Genomic DNA, 18,933 nt, shown 5'->3' on the forward strand with positions numbered 1-18,933 from the left:
TTATTCATCTGATCCTACATAGTTCACAAACAACCGCCCAATAAACTCCGCCCGCTCCTTCTCATTCGTCGCCGAATAAAATTCATCCAGGTGGCCATGATCCGTCAGCCAGCGGTCGATCTTCTTAATGCATTTGTCCGGATTGTATTTGTAATTCGTCCTGCCATAGCCGTCGTACCGGTCATCCGTCTCCGCAAAGCCCTCGTCAATCATCACCCGGTATGGTACAGACTGCTTCGACTTCGCCTGGCAGATCCCAACGACCCTAAGCAATTTCCCAAGCACCTTCGGCCCAATCGAAACCTGATACTTCAGCCCCAGATCCGTCAGCGCCACAAACCCAAACTTACTCTCCGTGACCCGGTGCCTGGCGATCTCCAGTTCCAGCTGCTTCTTCTGCTCCAGCTTCGCCTGCTCCAGCTCGATCTGATTCGCCCTCGACAGCTGAAGTGCTTCCGCAGCGTTTGCGTTCGCCTCCTGGACGATCTTTGCCACGATCTGCATATTGAGCGCGCTCAGTTGCTCGACCGTCAGGCTGTTGAGGTTTATGGTTGCTAGTTCGTTACTCATCATGAATCACCTCATAATCACTCTCCATAATGTTCATCACGACATCATAATCCGGAAGCATCTCATTCATCTCATCCACCCACCTCTGAACCGCGCCGATGGTCTCAGCAACATTCTTCATCACCACCGGTTCTTTCTTGACCAAGCTCATGTATGGCGCGAATTTGATTGGGGCAAGCTCCAGAGCAATGAATCTTTCGATCTTGCTCGACAGTCCGGCGACTTCTTTCATCATCAGGAACTCACCCCTGACAGAGTCACGTTCTTTTGTGAGGCTTTCAATATCGCGTTTGATCACTTCGTACTTAGTGGCATCCGACTCGTAAAGATTTGCTTTGCGTTCGTAAAGATTTTTTTGCTCTTCGACTTGCTTGATCTGTTCTTCGAGTTCTTTCGCCTTGGCTTCCATTTCGGCCAGGCGTCGCTTGGATGAGAAGTAGTCCACTGGTGTAGTCTGTTTTTCAACAACCTTCTCAATGATCTCAGGCTCTTTGTTCTTCAGATCTTCAAGCTCTTTTTCAAGACGCTTTTTATCTGCGATGGCTGCCTTTAATTCTCTGGTGGTCATGTCATCAACCGGATTGGATTCGATGAAGTCTTGGCGCTGGTCTTCTGGGAGATCTAGAAGGGCGAATATCTTAGTTGTGCCCAAATACGACATCGATGTCGTATTTGAAAATTCCTTCGAAGCTTTCATAAATCTTTGAGCTGTTCTTTCTGTAAATTCAACTTCATTTTCAAGCCAAGGCAACCATTCGCCATGTGAAAGTAATTCTTTGGCTTCAATCAACCGTTTTCCAATTTCAATAATGTTCTGAGCTGTTTGCTGCTTGTAGACAAGAATTTCTGATGTTAACTTGGTTATTTTATTGATATCTAGTTCGTTCATTAGCATCATCCTTTTTCCAGTGAATTTAATTCACGTTATCGCTAAAAAAAATATCATCTCTTTCCTTGCTGGTGAGTCTTAAAATTTTACTAATCTTCGCGATCTCAGAGCCTTTAAATTCTGTCTCACCATTCAGCTTGTTATACAGTCCTTCACGAGTAATACCAATAGTATTTGCAATGAATGTAATACTCACGCCTCGCTGAATGATAGTTTCTTTGAGTCTAACTGTGTTTGTCATGATAAGCTCCTTTCTGTTGAATTTAATTCACACCCAAATAATAACATCAACCGTGAACCTGTGTCAACATCATTTTTCAAATTCGTTGATTTATTTTCACGTTGGTGGTAATATTTAACTCATAAAGGTGGTGTAATGATGCTCGATCTCTATTTGAATATTAAATTAAGACGCATGGAGCTGGGTATGTCACAAGAGGACTTAGCATTCAAAGTAGGTTATAAAGATAGAACATCGATTGCAAAAATCGAAGCTGGAAAAGTTGATTTGTCACAATCAAAAATCAAAATGTTCGCTGACGCATTATCTACAACTCCAGGATGGCTTATGGGTTGGCACGATGAAGACAAACATTATGAAAAAGAACACCATCCTGAAGAAGAAATTAAAATCACCAACATACCCATCCTCGGCACGATCCGCGCTGGCAAAACCATCCCCGTCTCCGATGATTACGAAGGCTACCTGGATCTCGAAGAAGAATGCCAGGCTGACTTTGCGCTGCGCGTCGTTGGCGACTCCATGAGCTGGGCCGGTATCCACGATGGCGACACCGCCCTGGTGATCCACAGCCGCGAACCTCATCACGGCGACATCGTAGCTGCTGGTAAAGCTGATGGCGACTGGTCAGCCACCCTCAAATTTTACATAGCAAATAACGGCACCCCATGCCTTAGAGCCGCTAATCCAGATTACCCGGACATCCCGCTATCTGAAGGCTGGACCATCGTCGGCGTCGTACATCAGATAATAAAAAAAGCCCCCGGTATCAGTAGATACCAGGAGCTTTCATTGGTCAAAGAAGAGCACGATTCAAAATGGAATACAGTCATTGAAACAGCGACAGAATATGGACTTGATGCTTCATCACTTAACGGATTTATCAGCGCGATGCATATGATGATCAAAGCGGCTAAAAAGTAAAATTCAAGGAGGATAGGATATTGTCTACATTTGAATTTTTCTATAATGTTTTTAAAGAATATGAAAGTTCAAAGCGCAATTCAATATTTTTGGTTTGCTTATCAGCTATATATCCAGCTTTGACTTTTATTATTTTTCATGATCATCAGTTGTTTATTGATAATTCACTACCAAAACTGATAGTTCTATCTTTAATCATCAACATCGAAATGTTATTCACTCTAATAATGATAAATTTTCTTCCAGTACTATTGATTAATTTTCTTCAGAAGATACTCAGAAATTTGAATGATAAATTTCTTAAATCATTATTTAAAGAACACAAAGTTGAATTTGATATTGATGATGATCATTCTTCTTTGCAATTAATGTCAGAGAATGGTTATTCTGAAATGCATAAGTTCTACATAAAATATGACGAATTCTCCTCATCAAATTTTTCAAAATATACAACTCCATTTTTGTTTTTATGTTTCATGTATGTTGTTATTATAACATTCGCAGTAACGTTTCCGGAGCCTTTTGGCTTTACTGGTGCATTTGAATTTTTTGGTAAATTCAATCGGTTTTCATCATACATTACAATAGGATTTTTAGGATCATACTTATCATATTCTATTGGATTATTCATTGGTGTAAGAACTAGAATTAAGGAATTTTCAAAAGAAATTCAAACCGAAAAATTATTGGCTAATAAAACAACTCCTATAAAGGCTAATTAGTACATTCAAATTTTATACCATACAAAATATACTCTCTTCTTGAACCGAAAGGAGACATGACATCATGAACAAACTGGACTTCATCCACTCTAAAGTGATGGCCGAGAAAGCAATCAATAACTTCCTTGGCATACTGGAAGGCGTAACGGCTGATGGCAAGATAGAAGATGATGAAATTCGCGCCATGGATCAGTGGCTCACTGAAAATGCCTGGTTCGCTGAAGTGCCTCAGATTTGTGATATGACGTATATGATCTCGAACGCCTTAAAGGATGGCGTCATTACAGATGAAGAGCGGCAGGACATCCTATGGCTGGCTAAGAACATGCCATTGAGTTATGACTGCGTCTCTACAGGTATCCAGGCACTGCATGGCGTCATGGAAGGTGCGCTGATCGACGGCGTGCTCGGTGATGACGAGATCCGGAACATAAACACTTGGCTGCAGGATCATGACGAGCTTACTGGGCTATATCCATATGACGAGCTGCAGGCCATGATGTCCTCTATTCTCAAAGATGGCGTCATTGATGAGACTGAGCGCAAAACTTTAATGCGCTTCTTTATCGACTTTTCTAATGAGAACGTCACTAATCTTACGGAAGAGCAGATCAACGAGCTAAAATCTGAGATCAGGATTGAAGGTATCTGCGCAATTGGACCTGATATTATCTTTGAAGATAAGTCCTTTTGCTTCACCGGCGAATCAGCAAAGACGAACCGTGAAGGCTTCAAGAACATCATTGAATCACTGAACTGTAAGTTTTCAAAAGCGATCTCTAAGAAGGTTGACTACCTGGTCGTTGGAAATGACGGCAGCCCTTACTGGAAGTTCTCCTGCTATGGACGTAAGATCCAGGATGCTATCGATCTTAGAAAGGAAGGTCATAAGATTCAGATCGTGAACGAGCTGGACTTCTGGGATGCGTTGAATGATATTTGAATAAAATTTTGACGAGAAATGTAATTACAAATTGAAAAGGAGATTGTGAAATGGACGATTCTATTAGTGTGATAGAAATAATTGATGATTATTCAATAATTATTAATTATGGGTACAACGATGGTGCAGTTGTTGGCGAACGTGCGCGAATTATTGCAAAAGGACCTGATGTTATAAATCCGATTACAGGTGAAAATTTAGGTTCATTTTATGCGATAAAGGCTGTATTAACAATTGATACTGTTTACGAAAAATTTTCAGTATGTAAAGATATTGAGGTAAAGAAACAAAACGTATTAATTAATCCGCTATCAAAATTTGAAACAACTACAAAAAATGTAAAGCCATTAAATATCGAATCTAAAAGTAAAACAAACAAAAGGCCTCCTGATGATAATATTATACGAGTGGGAGACCCAGTTGAAATATTAGAACACACCATTGACTAAGTGAATATTGAAAGTTATAATGTAACTAAGATAACTGGCTGATACTTAAATGGACAGCTCTGAAAAATCCCTGTTGCATTATTGCAACGGGGTTTTTTGGTTTTATGAATATTAATATTAGGAGCCAGCGTATGGACAAACCTTTTCTTACTTTTGATGAACAAATCGATAAGTTGAAAAATGATTACGATCTAGTCATTAATGATAATTCATTTGCTACGGAAGCGTTGTCTTCTATCTCATATTACGATCTAGTTAATGGCTATAAAGCAATCTATATGATTGATGGTAAATATTCTCCTGGTATCACAATTGAACAACTATTTCAAACGCATACATACAACAAAAATGTACAGGGTGTTTTAATGAAGTATTCAACTTATGTGGAAAACTCATTTAAAACGATATTTTCATATGTAATCGCTAAAAACTATTCAGAAATACATCATGAGTATTTAAAAATTCAAAACTATCATAAATCTAGACATTCGAACGAACGAGTCAAATTAAAGACTCTAATCTCAAAGTTGAATGATCTATGGTTGAAATGTGAGGATAACCCAACAAAACATTACAGAACTACAAAAGATCATACCCCACCATGGATACTATTTAGAAATGTCACATTTTCCGATATTACTGATTTATTTAACAACCTAAAACCAAGTTGCAAAAGTGAGCTGATCGATTATTTTAAAATATTTGATTCAAGCAATCTGCCATATGATGAAAAAGTAGACATAATCTTAACTTCGCTTAGGCAAGTTCGACGATTTAGAAACAAAATTGCACATAATCTTGATTTCATGTCTTACCGCAAATCTTTTCTGAATACCTGCGCATACAAACTTTTTGACAAATCATTGATTCATTCTAGTGAACACAACAGGCCATCAAATGATGTATGGAGTTACATTTTATCTATAGTCATCCTCTTGAATAACAAATACCTTATACAAAACTTTTTAGCTGAATTAAATTCGTTTTTAGATGATGATTCTGGAATGGATAATATTTATTGTTCTTTTACTGGAATTCCAATAGATTATAAAGATAGAATTATAAAATATCTAAAAACCATTGATTTATAAATTTCATATTACAACGTTCATATCAATATCGGAGGAATGCTCATGCGTGGCTCCATCGTTAAAAAAGGCAAGAAGTATTACATCGTCTTGGATCTCGACCGCGAACCTGGTGAAAAGCGCAATCAGAAATGGATCTCCGGCTTTGATCGACGTAAAGACGCAGAAGACGCGCTCCCTGGCGTCCTGATTGAATATCAGAATGGATTCTTGCAGGCTTCGGAACCAAAGATCACCGTAAAAAAGTATCTGACTGACTGGATCGACGCTCATGAAGACAAGCTGGCCAAGAGCACAGCCAAAAGTTATCGCGAGACCATCAATAATTATCTGATCCCAAACATCGGATCAATCAAGCTGCGTAATCTCGCGCCGGCATCGATCCAGAAGCTCTACAAACATCTTTTGAAAGACCTTAGCCCTACAACCGTCCTTTACGTCCACCGGATCCTGAAAGGCGCTCTAAAGCAAGCAGTGTTCCTGAAACTCATACCTTATAACCCAGCTGATGCAGTAAAGCCTCCAAGAAAAGCAGACCCAAAGGACAACACTTTAAAAATTGATGATGTCCCAAAGATTCTTGAGGCACTGACAGAACCACTATATACATGTGTGCTCATAGCGCTCACAACAGGCCTCAGACGAGGAGAAATATGCGCGCTGACTTGGGATATGGTTGACACTAAAAGCGCGAGAATCTATGTCAGCGAGTCCGTCAGGGATATAAAAGGCGAGATGGTAATCACCAAGACTAAAACAGGAAAAGGCCGGACTGTCGTCATCATGAACGAACTTGTCCGGCACCTGGAGAAGATCCAGCGGCAACAGAAAGAAGATCGGCTCTTCTTTGGATCTGAATACACAACTGATTCAAATTATGTCGTCAGATGGGAAGATGGCCGCCGCGTGAAGCCGGACTATATCTCTTCAGCGTTTCACAATGCAATGATCAAGCTTGGATTTCCAGATGTCAGATTTCACGACCTGAGACACACGCACGCGACTATGCTGCTGGTCTCCGGTACCAATCCAAAGATCGTCCAGGAACGCCTTGGCCATGCCTCAATCACAACGACGCTGAACACTTATTCCCATGTCATTCCGGACATGCAGTCCGAGTCCGTGAGCAAGCTGGAACTAGATCTGTTTAAGAAGGTTGAGTAGTATTTTTTAGTCCGTTAGAAGCACGTTAGAAGTTTGCTATAATATGTAAATAAAATGAACCGCTTCAATCGCTGAAGCGGTTCATTTTACTGAGTTTTAAATGGAGCCGGTGATGGGACTCGAACCCGCAACCTACTGATTACAAGTCAGTTGCTCTGCCAATTGAGCTACACCGGCAAATATGGCGACCTGGAAGGGACTCGAACCCTCGACCTCTAGCGTGACAGGCTAGCGTTCTAACCGACTGAACTACCAGGCCATGGTAGTATTGCATAAATTCAAGGTAGACATTCTCTCCTTCGGAGAGAATTCACTATTTTAGAAAGCGGATCAATTCCGCTTTCTAAAATAGCTACCTTGGTGGGGGCTACAGGACTCGAACCTGTGGCCACCTGCACGTCAAGCAGGTGCTCTACCAGCTGAGCTAAGCTCCCATATTGTGGTGACCCCTAGGGGAATCGAACCCCTGTTACCGCCGTGAAAGGGCGGTGTCTTGACCGCTTGACCAAGGGGCCATGATTGAAATCCGGCGACGACTTACTCTCCCAGGGGGCTGCCCCCCAAGTACCATCAGCGATGAAAGGCTTAACTTCTGTGTTCGAGATGGGAACAGGTGTGGCCCTTTCTCTATAGTCACCGGATCGTTAGCTTCAAGAGGCGGCAAACTTGCCTTGCGCTCTGATCTAACCAAGTCTGAAAGTATGATTCACACCTTCAAAACCGCATACGGAAGATTACTCTAATATCGATTTGTAAACCTTGATCAAGCCCTCGACCTATTAGTATCTGTCAGCTGAAAGCGTTACCGCTCTTACACCTCAGACCTATCAACCTGTTAGTCTATCAGGGGTCTTACTTCTTTCGAATGGGAAATCTCATCTTGAGGGGGGCTTCGCGCTTAGATGCCTTCAGCGCTTATCCCTGCCGCACATAGCTACTCGGCCGTGCTCCTGGCGGAACAACCGATACACCAGCGGTGCGTCCATCCCGGTCCTCTCGTACTAAGGACAGCGCCTCTCAAATTTCCTGCGCCCACAGCGGATAGGGACCGAACTGTCTCACGACGTTCTGAACCCAGCTCGCGTGCCTCTTTAATGGGCGAACAGCCCAACCCTTGGGACCTACTTCAGCCCCAGGATGAGACGAGCCGACATCGAGGTGCCAAACCTCCCCGTCGATGTGGACTCTTGGGGGAGATAAGCCTGTTATCCCCGGGGTAGCTTTTATCCGTTGAGCGACGGCCCTTCCATTCGGTACCGCCGGATCACTAAGTCCTACTTTCGTACTTGCTCGACTTGTCTGTCTCGCAATCAAGCTCCCTTTTGCCTTTGCACTCTTCGCGCGATTTCCAACCGCACTGAGGGAACCTTTGAGCGCCTCCGTTACATTTTGGGAGGCGACCGCCCCAGTCAAACTGCCCACCTGGCAGTGTCCCCAAGCCGGATCACGGCTTCGGGTTAGAACAGCGATATTGAAAGGGTGGTATCCCAACGTCGACTCCGCACAGACTGGCGTCCATGCCTCTTAGTCTCCCACCTATCCTGTACATCCAATACCAATGTTCAGTGCCAAGCTACAGTAAAGCTCCACGGGGTCTTTCCGTCCTGCTGCGGGTAATGGGCATCTTTACCCATACTACAATTTCACCGAGTCCATTGTTGAGACAGTGCCCAAATCGTTACGCCTTTCGTGCGGGTCGGAACTTACCCGACAAGGAATTTCGCTACCTTAGGACCGTTATAGTTACGGCCGCCGTTTACTGGGGCTTCAATTCAGTGCTTCGATCGCTCTGACACTTCCTCTTAACCTTCCAGCACCGGGCAGGCGTCAGCCCCTATACATCATCTTTCGATTTAGCAGAGACCTGTGTTTTTGTTAAACAGTCGCTTGGGCCTGTTTTCTGCGGCCCCAGTCGGCTTTGACACCGTCTGGGGCACCCCTTCTCCCGAAGTTACGGGGTTATTTTGCCGAGTTCCTTAACAATGGTTCTCTCGCTCGCCTTAGTATTCTCTACTCATCTACCTGTGTCGGATTGCGGTACAGGCGCCTTATAACTCGATAGAAGCTTTTCTTGTCAGTCTGAAATCAGCAGCTTCGTTACTTAGTTTCACTCCCCATCAAGCGTCATCCTTATACAGGGGGATTTGCCTCCCCGTACAGACTTCGCCCTTGGACGCACTCTTCCAACCGTGCGCTCTGCCTATCCTCCTGCGTCACTCCATCTCTCAAACGCTATTTGGCGGTACAGGACTCTTCACCTGTTGTCCATCGCCTACGACTTTCGTCCTCAGCTTAGGTCCTGACTTACCCTGGGCGGACGAACCTTCCCCAGGAAACCTTAGATTTTCGGCGGGCAGGATTCTCACCTGCCTCTCGCTACTCATGCCAACATTCTCTCTTGTGTAATGTCCAGCACGCCTTTCGGTATACCTTCTGCCCTTACACAATGCTCCCCTACCCCTGATGCATAGCATCAAGCCGTAGCTTCGGTAGCAGGTTTTAGCCCCGGACATTTTCGGCGCAGAACCACTCGACTAGTGAGCTATTACGCACTCTTTAAATGTATGGCTGCTTCTAAGCCAACATCCTAGTTGTCTGTGCAATTCCACATCCTTTTCCACTTAACCTGCATTTTGGGACCTTAGCTGACGGTCTGGGCTGTTTCCCTTTCGACCATGAATCTTATCACACATGGTCTGACTCCTAAAGTTAAGATCACGGCATTCGGAGTTTGATAAGCTTCGGTAGCCGGTGAAAGCCCCTAGGCCATTCAGTGCTCTACCTCCGTGTCTCATTCTTTAAGGCTAGCCCTAAAGCTATTTCGGGGAGAACCAGCTATCTCCGAGTTCGATTGGAATTTCTCCGCTATCCACAAGTCATCCCAGCCTTTTTCAACAGACATGGGTTCGAGCCTCCACAAAATTTTACTTTTGCTTCACTCTGCTCATGGATAGGTCACCCGGTTTCGGGTCTACGTCACACAACTTTCGCCCTATTCAGACTCGCTTTCGCTTCGGCTCCGTACCTTAAGCACTTAACCTTGCTGCGTAACGTAACTCGTTGGCCCGTTCTACAAAAAGTACGTGGTCGCGCATCTTCAGGCGCTTCCACTGCTTGTAAACATAGGGTTTCAGGTTCTATTTCACTCCCCTCCCGGGGTTCTTTTCACCTTTCCCTCACGGTACTATGCGCTATCGGTCACCAGATCGTATTTAGCCTTGGGAGATGGTCCTCCCTGCTTCCCACAGGATTTCACGTGTCCCGTGGTACTCTGGATCGAGCTCTTTCAGTCTTCACCTTTCGTCTACGGGGCTATCACCCTCTACGGCAGCGCTTTCCAGCACTCTTTGACTAGGTTACCTCTTACTCTATGGCTCGTCCGCAACCCCGACGCCCGTAGGCCTCGGTTTGGGCTGTTTCCCTTTCGCTCGCCGCTACTCAGAAAATCGATACTTTCTTTCTCTTCCTTCGGGTACTTAGATGTTTCAGTTCCCCGAGTCTCCCTTCCGCACACTATGTATTCATGTACGGATATCTGCCCACTACGGCAGATGGGTTTCCCCATTCGGACATCTGCGGATCAAGGTTTGCTTGCAACTCCCCGCAGCTTTTCGCAGCTTACCACGTCCTTCATCGGCGTCTGGTGCCAAGGCATCCACCCTATGCTCTTTATTGCTTGATCATATGACGATCTCTCGTCATGGGTTTATCCTCGATATTTCTTCGTTTTCTTCCATATGCAGTTTTCAAGGTGCGAGCAGCATTTTACCCCCTGAGTCAACAAAACACCTCAAGCTACAAGGTGCGACTTCGTTAACGTCGAAGGCGTTTCCATTATAAAATGGAAATGGTGGAGGATAAGAGGATCGAACTCTTGACCCCCTGCGTGCAAGGCAGGTGCTCTCCCAGCTGAGCTAATCCCCCACAAATCGCAAAAGTTATCGCTTCGATCGTGGCCTTACGGCGCTCTCAGCGCGAACTTTTGTCTGTTGATGATGCAAAGTTACCAATGTAACCTTACGCCAACAACTCAATATGATGTTTTTAAGAAATTGATTTTCATCAATCCCTCAAAACTAAACAGTGTACCCCAATTTTCTCCTTAGAAAGGAGGTGATCCAGCCGCACCTTCCGATACGGCTACCTTGTTACGACTTCACCCCAGTCATTGGTTTTACCTTCGACAGCTTCCTCCTTACGGTTGGATCACTGGCTTCGGGTCCCCCCAACTTCCATGGTGTGACGGGCGGTGTGTACAAGACCCGGGAACGCATTCACCACGGCATGCTGATCCGCGATTACTAGCAACTCCAACTTCATGCAGGCGAGTTTCAGCCTGCAATCCGAACTGGGACCGGCTTTAAAAGATTTGCTTCACCTCGCGGTTTCGCTTCTCGTTGTACCGGCCATTGTAGCACGTGTGTAGCCCAGATCATAAGGGGCATGATGATTTGACGTCATCCCCACCTTCCTCCGGTTTGTCACCGGCAGTCCCTCTAGAGTGCCCACCATAATGTGCTGGCAACTAAAGGCAAGGGTTGCGCTCGTTGCGGGACTTAACCCAACATCTCACGACACGAGCTGACGACAACCATGCACCACCTGTCTCCTCTGTCCCGAAAGACCTGCGCTGCTAAGCGCCATTCAGAGGGATGTCAAGACCTGGTAAGGTTCTTCGCGTTGCTTCGAATTAAACCACATGCTCCGCTGCTTGTGCGGGTCCCCGTCAATTCCTTTGAGTTTCAGTCTTGCGACCGTACTCCCCAGGCGGAATACTTAATGCGTTAGCTGCGGCACCGGGCTTTGACCCCCGACACCTAGTATTCATCGTTTACAGCGTGGACTACCAGGGTATCTAATCCTGTTTGCTCCCCACGCTTTCGTGCCTCAGCGTCAGTTACAGTCCAGAAAGCCGCCTTCGCCACGGGTGTTCCTCCTAATATCTACGCATTTCACCGCTACACTAGGAATTCCGCTTTCCTCTCCTGCACTCAAGCTGACCAGTTCCAAAGGCTTACAATAGTTAAGCTATTGCCTTTCACCCCTGGCTTGATCAGCCGCCTACGCACCCTTTACGCCCAGTGATTCCGGATAACGCTTGCCCCCTACGTATTACCGCGGCTGCTGGCACGTAGTTAGCCGGGGCTTCCTCCTAAGGTACCGTCACTTCTTCTTCCCTTAGGACAGAGTTTTACGACCCGAAGGCCTTCTTCACTCACGCGGCGTTGCTGCATCAGGCTTGCGCCCATTGTGCAATATTCCCCACTGCTGCCTCCCGTAGGAGTCTGGACCGTGTCTCAGTTCCAGTGTGGCCGTTCACCCTCTCAGGTCGGCTACTGATCGTCGCCTTGGTGAGCCGTTACCTCACCAACTAGCTAATCAGACGCGAGCCCATCCTGTACCGCTTGTGGCTTTGCCCATTGGACCATGCGGTCCTTTGGGGTTATGGGGTATTAATCACCGTTTCCAGTGGCTATCCCCCTGTACAGGGCAGGTTGCTCACGCGTTACTCACCCGTCCGCCGCTTTCATAGTCTTCCCTTTGGCCGAAGCCTCCAGTCCAACTAATCGCGCTCGACTTGCATGTGTTAGGCACGCCGCCAGCGTTCATCCTGAGCCAGGATCAAACTCTTAATCATAATCCTTAAACTGCAGTTGTAACACTGACTTCCGTTATTTCCATAATCAGAAATCACTTTGCCGGTTCCAAGCAGAACCGACTTTTTATTTCAGAATTTTGGGTTGTACACTGTTTAGTTTTCAAGGATCGAATGTGTCGCTTTTAATGAAGTTTTTCAACCCGGCATCTCAAGGGACTGTTACAGTTTAACACTGTGGTTTCAAGTCGTCAAGAGTTTTTTTAAATTCTTTTGGATCTTTTCAGATCCGTCTATTTACCAAGTTTTTTTGAAGCGTTGCGATAAACGTTCAACGTTCAGCGACTTGATCAGTTTAGCATCTCAATAAGCGTTCGTCAACTAGGTTTTTCAAAAAAAACGAATCTTTTTTCCCACCTTTTTTCCTTCCTTAAAGGCGATAGTGATACTCAAAAATCAGCTGTGATTTTTCAGGATCTTTCCGAGAAGGAATGGTTCAGAACTAAAATACCCTCTGCCAAAACACCGAAAGTTTCAGCAGAGGGTTAAACGAACGTAACTGGGAAGCAGGGCTGGAGTTAAATGTCCATCGGCAAATATTTCTTTAATCCTTCGAGAACCTCCGGCGCGCACATTGGATTCACGAGATTCCCTGTACCAACAGCGACAGCTGCCGCTCCAGCCAGCATATATTCGAAGGCATCCTCTGCGGTCACGATCCCGCCCATACCAATAATTGGGATACTCACGACGGAAGCCGCTTCATAAACCATACGCACGCCGACCGGTTTAACTGCGGGACCTGACAGTCCCCCAATCCGGTTGGCAATAATCGGACGGCGCGTCTTCAGATCAAAAGCCATGCCGGTGATGGTATTAATCATGGACAGACAGTTCGCACCAGAAACCTCCGCAGCTTTAGCGATGGTCCGAATGTCAGTCACATTCGGGCTTAGCTTGACAATCATATGCTTCGTGGTGACGTTTCGCACTGCCGCTGTTACTTTTGAAGCCATGAGTGGATCCGTGCCAAAAGCCATGCCACCACTCTTGACATTTGGGCAGGAAATATTAACCTCTATGGAGTCGACATCTTCCTGATCAAGTATTTTCGCCATCTCTACATACTCTTCCAAAGTATTGCCATTGATATTCGCAATTATTTTCGTGTCAAATTTTCGCAGGAACGGGATCTCGTCGCGAATAAACGCTTCAACACCCGGGTTTTGCAGGCCGACGCTGTTGATCATGCCCATCGGGGTTTCAGCCAGCCGCGGTACGGGATTGCCTTCTCTCGGCTTGAGGGTAAGTCCTTTCACCGAAATTGCGCCGAGCAGCCCCAAATTGTAAAAGTCGGCGAACTCTCTGCCGAATCCAAAAGTGCCAGATGCCACCGTGACGGGGTTTTTGAGGATCAGGCCGTTTAAATCGACATTATTCATTTGCATTGAATACGACCTCCTCGGCTTTGAATACGGGACCTTCGATACAGGTTCTCAGCATGTGGACTTCGCCGTCCTGCTCAATGGGTTTTGCGCAGGTCAAACAAGCGCCTATGCCGCATGCCATGCGCTCTTCCGTGAGGAGATGTCCCTTCTGTCCCCTCGACTTCAGCGAGAGTTGAACCATGTGCAGCATCGCGTCAGGGCCGCAGCTGTAGACATGGCGCTGCGTATCGCCAGATTCCTGGTTCATCCAGTACTCGACGACGTTGCCGTGATATAGACCGTCTACGGGTTCCATGGTGGCGACGAAAAGACCATCGGCCACTGCTTTGAAAGCCTCAATGAGATAGGGCTCATTCAGATATCCAAGGTAAACGTTCACTTTACTGCCTGCAGCAGACAAGGCCTCTGCAAGTGCCAATAACGGCGCAGTGCCAATGCCCCCGCCCAGGAGAGTAGCTGCCGATGGGAGCGCTTCCAAATCAAAACCGTTGCCGAGAGGGCCTACCGCAGAGACCCACTCACCTGACTTGGCAGAACAAAGGAGTTCCGTGCCTTTTCCTACTCTTCTAATTACAAAAGTCATGGTTTGGTCATCCCAAGTGGACAAGCTGATAGGACGTTTTAGAAGTGGCAGTTCTCTCGACTTCAAAGCTAAATTGAAAAACTGACCCGGTTTGAGATCCCCAAAATCCGGATGGCGTTCAAGTACAAGCGCAAAAATGCCGCTGGCAATTTCAGTTGTTGAAATTAGTTTCAGATCGCGAATGGACTTCATGCACTATGCCTCCCAATAGGCCTTGCCGGCCCGCTCCAGAGCTGCGTTCAAATCGTCTCTGGATTTTTGTGCAGCGTCCGCTATTTGAGTGCAATAGTCGGCCTCTTCATTAAAGGCATAGATGACGCCTCTTGAGGAATTGACAACCGCACCCAGGCCGCGTTCATCAAAGCCTTGCGTAGCATCGTCCGCACTGCCGCCTTGCGCGCCGTATCCAGGAATCAGGAAAAAGCTGCCCTCCAGCGATAACCTGAGCTGATGGAGTTCTTCGGGATGGGTGGCCCCAACTACTGCGCCGAGCGGAGTATATCCATACTCACCCTTGACCGCATAGGGACTGCCCTTCAGCATGTCTCCCACCACATCAAATACATAGCGCTCTCCAACCTTTTGGTTCTGCAACTGGCTTGAGGTCTTGTTTGAGGTCTTGACCAGGAGGAACGTCATCCCCTCTTCTTTAACCGCCCACTGGCTGAAGGCATGGTTAGAGTCATCGCCGAGATAGGGATTGATCGTAACGGCGTCTGATTCGAACGCACGTCTCTTCTCGCCAAGAATATCCGTGTATCCTAAATGCGCTTGGGCATATGCCTCTGATGTTGTTCCAATATCGCCGCGCTTTATGTCCGCAATCACATAAAGATCAAGCTTCTTTGCGTACTCAATGGTCTTTCTATACGCCTCGAGCCCCGGCACCCCAAGCGCCTCGTAAAAAGCGACTTGCGGTTTGACTACAGCAGTATACGGCGCGACCGCATCCAGTACGACTGTGTTGAATTTATAAACCGCTACCGCCGCAGCCTCAAGGGTCTTCCCCTGCTTTTCTATTTCCTGTTTCAGAACCTCGGGTAATTTATCAATAACCGGGTCGAGTCCTACACAAAGCACACTCTTCTTTTCCAAAATCTTTTTTATTAATCGATCAGCCGACATTTGTTTCACCACTCCTGTATAGTATTTGATCTCCCAGAATCAGGCACTTCACCACGCCAGTCAATTCATATCCAATGTAAGGGCAGTTTTTACCTTTTGAGACAAGGTCTCCCTCTTGTATGGTTAGTTTCTCATCCAAATTGACAAAGACAAGATCTGCAGATCTCTGATTTTCAATTATGTTTTCCTCTCTGCCAATCAGAGTCCTAGGCGCAAAGCTCATCAGTTTCACCAGCGTTCTGAGGCTGATACCGTTGGCCCTCAGGGCAGTGTGCGCTGCCGAAAAAGAATATTCCAGACTGCTGAAACCATAACTTCCCTCCCCATACGGGCAGTGCTTACTCTCTATTTCATGGGGTGCGTGATCAGACGCAATCATATCCACTGTGCCATCTTTAATGCCTTCGATCAGGGCTGCTATGTGACGGGCGCCCCGCAACGGCGGATTAACCTTATAAAAAGCCGTTGAAAAACTGACCCGGTCTGAGTCGAGCAGCAAGTGATGCGGCGCGACTTCAGAAGTCACCTTAACCCCCTCCGCTTTTGCACTTCTAACGAGTTCTATACTCTCCCTGGTGCTGAGATGCGCCAGGTGCAGCCTTGTATTTGTCTCTGCTGCCAGTTGGATATCGCGTTTTACCATATTCCACTCGCCTTCCGGTGGGTATGGGCCATCTTTATATTGAGCAGTCAGATCGTGGTCCTCGCAGTGGGTGACTACCAGCCCTCCCACCTGTTCTACCCTGAGTAGTGCTTCTTTAAACCGTTCAGGCGACTGAACTTCACGTCCGTCCTCGGAGAAGAGCTTGATGTTCCTGGCGGCCATCCCCTCCACATCGACAACCGTATCGCCTTTCTGTCCCAGAGTCACTGCCGAAAACTGCAGGAACTCTACCTGCGAAAGTCCTTTTGCTTTCGCCATCAGCGCCTCAATCCGTTCGCAGGAATCCAGAGGTGGTTTCGTGTTCGGCATAGCAGCGACCAATGAGAACCCGCCTTTGGCAGCTGCCCTTAAGCCGGTTTCCAGCGTTTCTTTCACTTCAAAACCCGGTTCTCTGAAATGCACATGCAGGTCCGCAAAAGCGGGAATTCCAATCCACCCGTTCGCATCAACCACTTCATCCGCTTCAGTCATCAGCTTTTCGCATTCATTTATGCCGATGGTCTTCAGCACGCCATCCTCAATCAAAAGCGGCCCCTTGTCCCAATCCAGATTAGCGCCTTTCAAATAAGTCGCATTCACGATCAAACGTTTCATCCTCTTACCTCCTAAATCAAAAAACCCCTTGCAGTTGTCTGCAAGGGGAAGGATTCCGGCATCCGCGCCGGATCATTCTCGTCAGTTCGACCTTACAGGCATCTCGTACCTGGTTAAAGGTGCTTTATTTTTAATGTTTACATGGCTCTGGTTTTATTCCGATTAATTTATGGCTCTATACAAATTATCATATGGTGACATAGATGTCAATCTGATTCTTATGGAGCGTTAAATATTTATGTTTTTCTCTGTATGGAATTACATTGTCTAATCTTACTCAAAACGTTTGACACTACAAATAAAATTATGATAGTATTAGGCGAATTAAATACAGCCTTTAACTCAGTCCGAGAGATTGGGAAGGCGCAACGTCGCTTCAGGTGCACACGCACCAAAGTATGATGCCATTGTGGCCTTTTTCCTCTGGGAAAAAGGTCTTTTATTTTGTCCACTGTCCAACACCTGACCAAAAGGAGGCGCTCTAATGTCACAAGTCCGACACCTGATCGAACCTGAAGATTTTACACTTGAAGAATTGATGCAACTCGTCGACACCGGACTCTCGATTTATGAGAACCCATCACAATACAGAAAAGTCTGTGATGGAAAGATAATGGCTTCACTCTTCTTTGAGCCGAGCACCCGCACCAAGCTGAGCTTTGATTCCGCCATGATGCGCCTCGGCGGCCAGGTTCTTGGCTTCAGCGATGCAAATACCAGTTCCACAGCCAAGGGAGAATCCCTCGCGGATACCATCAAGGTCGTCAATGATTATTCTGATTTGATCGTTATGCGCCACCCAAAAGAGGGTGCACCTAAACTGGCGACACAGTTTGCCACCATTCCCGTCATAAACGGCGGCGACGGAGGGCACCAACATCCTACCCAAACCTTGACAGACCTTATTACCATTAAGCGATTCAAGGGTCGGCTGGATAACATGAAGATCGGATTCTGCGGTGACCTTAAGTTTGGCAGAACCGTGCACAGCCTTATCAGAACATTGGCTAGATTTGGCAATAAGGAATTCTACCTGATCTCGCCAGATGAACTGACACTGCCCGTCTCCCTCAAGCGCCAACTGGAGAAACAAGGTGTCAAGCTGATCGAGGTGCGCTATCTCGAAGACGTAGTCGAAGAGCTGGACATGCTCTACATGACACGAATTCAAAAAGAGCGTTTCTTCAATGAAGAAGACTACGTCAGATTGAAAAATACTTATATTCTTAACCGTGACAAAATAAGGACTGCAAAGGAAGATTTAATCATTTTGCACCCACTTCCAAGAGTCAATGAAATTGCCATAGAAGTGGACGCGGATCCGAGAGCCGCCTATTTTGAGCAGTCGAAAATGGGCGTTTACGTCAGAATGGCACTAATCTGCAAATTGCTGGAGGTGGGTCCTTATGCTAGAGGTTAAAGGCATACAAAACGGCATCGTCATTGATCACATAAAAGCGGGCAACGGACTTAAGATATTCAACAAGCTCCTCGCCGAGCATATTGACACACCGGTTGTACTGCTTATGAATGTAGACAGCAAAGCCCTCGGCAAAAAGGACATCATCAAGATCGCGGATGTCTTTGATATTGATCTGGATATTTTAGGCCTGATCGACCATAACATCACCGTTAACATTGTGAGAGATTCAAAGATTACGGATAAGCGAAAAGCCAACATCCCTGAAGAAGTTACTGGCCTCTTCAACTGCATCAATCCGCGCTGCATCACGAATTCGGATGCCTATGCAGTTCCAAAGTTCACGCTCTATGAGATGAATGGTTCGGCAGAGTATATTTGCAGTTACTGCGAGGAAATCACCAAGTATCGTTTGTAAGAAAGACATGATAATAAACAGTTTTTCAGCAAATGAGCGGGAGACGGCAAATGCCGTTTTCTGCTCTTTTGCTTTCTGCTTCAGACTCACATAAA

Annotated in this window: 15 protein-coding genes, 5 tRNA genes and 3 rRNA genes; 8 read left to right on the plus strand and 15 right to left on the minus strand. The window is 46.2% G+C overall.

All coding sequences use genetic code 11. The annotated features are described in order from the left end of the window. Genes AC4PHM_RS10565 through AC4PHM_RS10575 form a run of 3 tightly spaced genes read right to left on the minus strand, consistent with a single transcriptional unit; the run spans position 1 to position 1,700 of the window. The gene (locus AC4PHM_RS10565) at positions 1 to 570 is read right to left on the minus strand and encodes a hypothetical protein (protein WP_492017763.1); all 570 of its coding nucleotides are present in this window, start codon (positions 568 to 570) and stop codon (positions 1 to 3) included. Next, positions 563 to 1,459, minus strand: coding sequence for a DUF3102 domain-containing protein (locus AC4PHM_RS10570; protein WP_492017764.1), 897 nt, complete (start codon positions 1,457 to 1,459; stop codon positions 563 to 565). Before AC4PHM_RS10570 ends, AC4PHM_RS10565 begins: the two co-directional genes overlap by 8 nt. Before the next feature lie 25 nt (positions 1,460 to 1,484). Then, a complete protein-coding gene (locus AC4PHM_RS10575; RefSeq protein ID WP_492017765.1) occupies positions 1,485 to 1,700 on the minus strand; it encodes a helix-turn-helix domain-containing protein in 216 nt (71 codons plus the stop codon). A gap of 135 nt (positions 1,701 to 1,835) precedes the next feature. Here AC4PHM_RS10575 and AC4PHM_RS10580 point away from each other — a divergent pair, with 135 nt between their 5' ends. The 6 genes from AC4PHM_RS10580 to AC4PHM_RS10605 all read left to right on the plus strand — a co-directional run bounded on the left by AC4PHM_RS10580 (position 1,836) and on the right by AC4PHM_RS10605 (position 6,990). Next, positions 1,836 to 2,624 (plus strand): S24 family peptidase, encoded by a 789-nt coding sequence (locus AC4PHM_RS10580; RefSeq protein ID WP_492017766.1) that lies wholly within the window; start codon positions 1,836 to 1,838, stop codon positions 2,622 to 2,624. A gap of 20 nt (positions 2,625 to 2,644) precedes the next feature. Beyond that, entirely contained in the window at positions 2,645 to 3,346 is a 702-nt protein-coding gene (locus AC4PHM_RS10585) for a hypothetical protein (RefSeq protein WP_492017767.1), read from the plus strand. Between the two features lie 64 nt (positions 3,347 to 3,410). Further along, on the plus strand, positions 3,411 to 4,289 hold the full coding sequence (locus tag AC4PHM_RS10590) for a BRCT domain-containing protein (protein WP_492017768.1): 879 nt from the start codon (positions 3,411 to 3,413) through the stop codon (positions 4,287 to 4,289). Between the two features lie 50 nt (positions 4,290 to 4,339). Beyond that, positions 4,340 to 4,738, plus strand: coding sequence for a hypothetical protein (locus AC4PHM_RS10595; RefSeq protein WP_492017769.1), 399 nt, complete (start codon positions 4,340 to 4,342; stop codon positions 4,736 to 4,738). Positions 4,739 to 4,869: 131 nt separating this feature from the next. After that, positions 4,870 to 5,829, plus strand: coding sequence for an Abi family protein (locus tag AC4PHM_RS10600; RefSeq protein ID WP_492017770.1), 960 nt, complete (start codon positions 4,870 to 4,872; stop codon positions 5,827 to 5,829). A 42-nt stretch (positions 5,830 to 5,871) separates the two neighbouring features. Continuing rightward, positions 5,872 to 6,990 (plus strand): tyrosine-type recombinase/integrase, encoded by a 1,119-nt coding sequence (locus AC4PHM_RS10605; protein ID WP_492017771.1) that lies wholly within the window; start codon positions 5,872 to 5,874, stop codon positions 6,988 to 6,990. Positions 6,991 to 7,091: 101 nt separating this feature from the next. Here AC4PHM_RS10605 and AC4PHM_RS10610 read toward each other — a convergent pair. The 12 genes from AC4PHM_RS10610 to AC4PHM_RS10665 form a co-directional block, all read right to left on the minus strand. After that, positions 7,092 to 7,167: transfer RNA gene (locus tag AC4PHM_RS10610), tRNA-Thr, on the minus strand. Positions 7,168 to 7,172: 5 nt separating this feature from the next. Then, positions 7,173 to 7,249: transfer RNA gene (locus tag AC4PHM_RS10615), tRNA-Asp, on the minus strand. A 99-nt stretch (positions 7,250 to 7,348) separates the two neighbouring features. After that, positions 7,349 to 7,424 (minus strand) — tRNA-Val (locus AC4PHM_RS10620). Positions 7,425 to 7,430: 6 nt separating this feature from the next. Beyond that, positions 7,431 to 7,505, minus strand: a tRNA-Glu gene (locus AC4PHM_RS10625). Between the two features lie 9 nt (positions 7,506 to 7,514). After that, positions 7,515 to 7,631 (minus strand): 5S ribosomal RNA (rrf, locus tag AC4PHM_RS10630). Between the two features lie 118 nt (positions 7,632 to 7,749). Beyond that, positions 7,750 to 10,672: ribosomal RNA gene (locus AC4PHM_RS10635) — 23S ribosomal RNA — on the minus strand. Between the two features lie 166 nt (positions 10,673 to 10,838). Further along, a tRNA-Ala gene (locus AC4PHM_RS10640) sits at positions 10,839 to 10,914 on the minus strand. A gap of 182 nt (positions 10,915 to 11,096) precedes the next feature. After that, a 16S ribosomal RNA gene (locus tag AC4PHM_RS10645) occupies positions 11,097 to 12,628 on the minus strand. The 16S, 23S and 5S rRNA genes sit together here with 5 tRNA genes alongside, the layout of an rRNA operon. Positions 12,629 to 13,164: 536 nt before the next feature. After that, positions 13,165 to 14,034: a dihydroorotate dehydrogenase gene (locus AC4PHM_RS10650; RefSeq protein WP_492017772.1), complete on the minus strand. Its 870-nt coding sequence runs from the start codon at positions 14,032 to 14,034 to the stop codon at positions 13,165 to 13,167. Further along, a complete protein-coding gene (locus AC4PHM_RS10655; RefSeq protein WP_492017773.1) occupies positions 14,021 to 14,809 on the minus strand; it encodes an iron-sulfur cluster-binding protein in 789 nt (262 codons plus the stop codon). The genes AC4PHM_RS10650 and AC4PHM_RS10655 overlap by 14 nt, the downstream gene beginning before the upstream one ends. 3 nt (positions 14,810 to 14,812) lie before the next feature. Beyond that, on the minus strand, positions 14,813 to 15,742 hold the full coding sequence (pyrF, locus tag AC4PHM_RS10660; RefSeq protein WP_492017774.1) for an orotidine-5'-phosphate decarboxylase: 930 nt from the start codon (positions 15,740 to 15,742) through the stop codon (positions 14,813 to 14,815). Then, a complete protein-coding gene (locus AC4PHM_RS10665) occupies positions 15,732 to 17,000 on the minus strand; it encodes a dihydroorotase (protein WP_492017775.1) in 1,269 nt (422 codons plus the stop codon). The genes pyrF and AC4PHM_RS10665 overlap by 11 nt, the downstream gene beginning before the upstream one ends. Before the next feature lie 484 nt (positions 17,001 to 17,484). On the opposite strand from AC4PHM_RS10665, the gene pyrB reads away from it, so the two are divergent. Then, positions 17,485 to 18,420 carry an aspartate carbamoyltransferase gene (pyrB, locus tag AC4PHM_RS10670; protein ID WP_492017776.1) on the plus strand — a complete coding sequence of 312 codons (936 nt, stop codon included), beginning with the start codon at positions 17,485 to 17,487 and terminating at the stop codon, positions 18,418 to 18,420. Then, positions 18,407 to 18,838 carry an aspartate carbamoyltransferase regulatory subunit gene (locus tag AC4PHM_RS10675; protein ID WP_492017777.1) on the plus strand — a complete coding sequence of 144 codons (432 nt, stop codon included), beginning with the start codon at positions 18,407 to 18,409 and terminating at the stop codon, positions 18,836 to 18,838. The genes pyrB and AC4PHM_RS10675 overlap by 14 nt, the downstream gene beginning before the upstream one ends. Positions 18,839 to 18,933 lie beyond the last annotated feature (95 nt).

Source organism: Acidaminobacter sp. QWL-03 (genome assembly GCF_058683855.1).